The 2,046-nt window shown below is 57.6% G+C and carries 2 protein-coding genes; one reads left to right on the forward strand and one right to left on the reverse strand.

Features of this window, described 5'->3' with window-relative positions:
• The first annotated feature begins 163 nt into the window (after window positions 1-163).
• Entirely contained in the window at window positions 164-1,255 is a 1,092-nt protein-coding gene (locus PROAA_RS12935; RefSeq protein ID WP_186411738.1) for an IS110 family RNA-guided transposase, read from the forward strand.
• Between the two features lie 298 nt (window positions 1,256-1,553).
• On the opposite strand, the gene PROAA_RS12940 is transcribed toward PROAA_RS12935, so the two are convergent.
• Window positions 1,554-2,046: hypothetical protein (locus PROAA_RS12940; RefSeq protein ID WP_222102260.1), on the reverse strand; the 493-nt coding region annotated here is incomplete at its 5' end.

Genomic DNA, 2,046 nt, shown 5'->3' on the forward strand with positions numbered 1-2,046 from the left:
GCGCCATGCCCGGCGCACACGTTTGAATTCACCGGCGATGCGCGGCTTTATCGCGCAGCGTCCGGTGGAATGATGGGATGGACTCCCCCGTCTTTTCGGCGCCAAACTGGCGCCACCGGTGCTCATGGGGATGGGTGTCGGTCTTCAACGAAAGGAGTCCGAAATGAATGCTACTACCGTTGCGGTTGATCTTGCCAAGAGTGTATTCCAGGTTGCGGTGGCCGATGCCAACTGGATGCCTATTGAATCACATCGGCTGACCCGGGCGCAATTCGAACGCTGGTTTGCCAACCGTGAGGTTGGGCGGGTCGTCATGGAAGCCTGCGGCTCGGCCCATCATTGGGCCCGCTGGCTGAATGGATTGGGCATTGAAGTTCGCCTGCTTCCTGCCGCCTATATTCGCGCCTACGTCAAACGCAACAAGACCGATGCCGCCGACGCCTGTGCACTGCTCGAAGCGGCACGGTGCGCCGACATCGTTCCAGTCCAGGTGAAATCGGTCGAACAACAAGCCCTGCAGGGATTGCACCGCATTCGCTCGCGCTGGATGGGTACCCGCACCTCGCGCATCAATACACTGCGAGGCTTCTGCCGGGAATTCGGTCTGATCGTTCCGCAAGGTGCGCGCACTGGCGTTGAAGCCATGAGCCGGGCGTTGGCCGATCCGCACAGCGCAGTGCCACCCTTGATCCGGGAGACGATGAAACTGCTGATTGAGGAAATTCGCCTGCTTGAACAACGGATTGCCCAACTGGAAGGGGAATTGACCCGGCTGGCCCGGCAGAGTCTGGCCTGCACGCAGCTGCTCACGATTCCTGGTGTGGGCCTGCTGACGGCGACAGCGATGGTGGCGGCGACCGGAGGGGGCGTTGCGCACTTCAAGGATGCCCGGCACTTCGCCAGCTGGTTCGGTCTGACACCGAAGGAGTTTTCGTCAGGCAGCACGCGCAAGCTCGGACGCATCTCCAAGAAAGGCGATCGCTATCTGCGGATGTTGCTGACGCACGGCGCCCGAGCGTTGCTGCGTGCGGCTGAACTGGCGCGCCGTGCCGGTAAGACCTTGGATGGATTGCGAACCTGGGCCACGGAAGTTCAGGCGCGTACGCATCACAACAAGGCGGCGTGTGCCCTGGCCAACAAGTTGGCCAGGGTCTGTTATGCCGTGCTCAGGGATCACCAGCCCTATGGCAATCCTCAACCCCGACCAGAAAAGAAGCTGACCCGCCAGGCGTTGCGATTGCTGCCTGACTGTTGAAAGGAGAATCACCGTGCTTTTGCTTCAGCCCTTCCCGCGTTTGCGTTGAGACTGATCGCCCATCATGGCTAATCGGGTCGCACCCACACGGATTGACGCCGTTAACTCTGCCGGCAGCTTCATGCTTGCCGCTTGTAGCGATTGGCGCTCCGTGGGCAGATTCCATGTCGGCACGGGCCAAAGCGAGCCCACTTCAGATGCCGGATATACGACTGCATGCGCTTCCAAAAAGCCAAAACTATCGATCAGTTTCCTTGCGTTTTGGGGGAGTCCATATACGCCGGGTTAGCACGTGCCATTAAACAATGACTTTCAAGCCATAAATGATTGCGACTGACGCGATGGTTGAAAGAAATGCGACGAGAGCACTGGCGCCAAAAGAAATGGGGAGACACAAGTCGAACCCCAAAATATATGCGCCAAGGAGACTGGCAGGCACAACAACAGGATTGAGGGCGAGCACAAATGCAAAAGTAAAGTGCGTGAATCCACCGGCGAGCATGAGTAGAGCGATGAAAACAAGAAATGTCGAAAGGAAGACTGCTTTGATTGACGACAAATAGCTGACTTGCATGCCTGTGGTGGTAGAGACAATTGTTTTGACAGAGGCTGCGATGAGAAAGCAACCAACGGCTGTAATAGCGACCACCTTAGGCGGGGCTAGAAAGGCAAACCAGACGATGCCAAGAATGATGAGTACGATGTGCATAGGAATAATCGTGTGAGTGCTAACGAATGAAAGGGACTTCCCCGTCCCGAGGTAGCGGCGGAAGCCGCAATCGGCAACGCGT

Source organism: Candidatus Propionivibrio aalborgensis (assembly GCF_900089945.1).
Lineage (GTDB): Bacteria > Pseudomonadota > Gammaproteobacteria > Burkholderiales > Rhodocyclaceae > Propionivibrio > Propionivibrio aalborgensis.

What these genes read in the sequence shown, in the direction of transcription:
- PROAA_RS12935 (WP_186411738.1), top strand. Translation starts at nt 164, where the DNA reads ATGAATGCTACTACCGTTGCGGTTGATCTTGCCAAGAGTGTATTCCAG.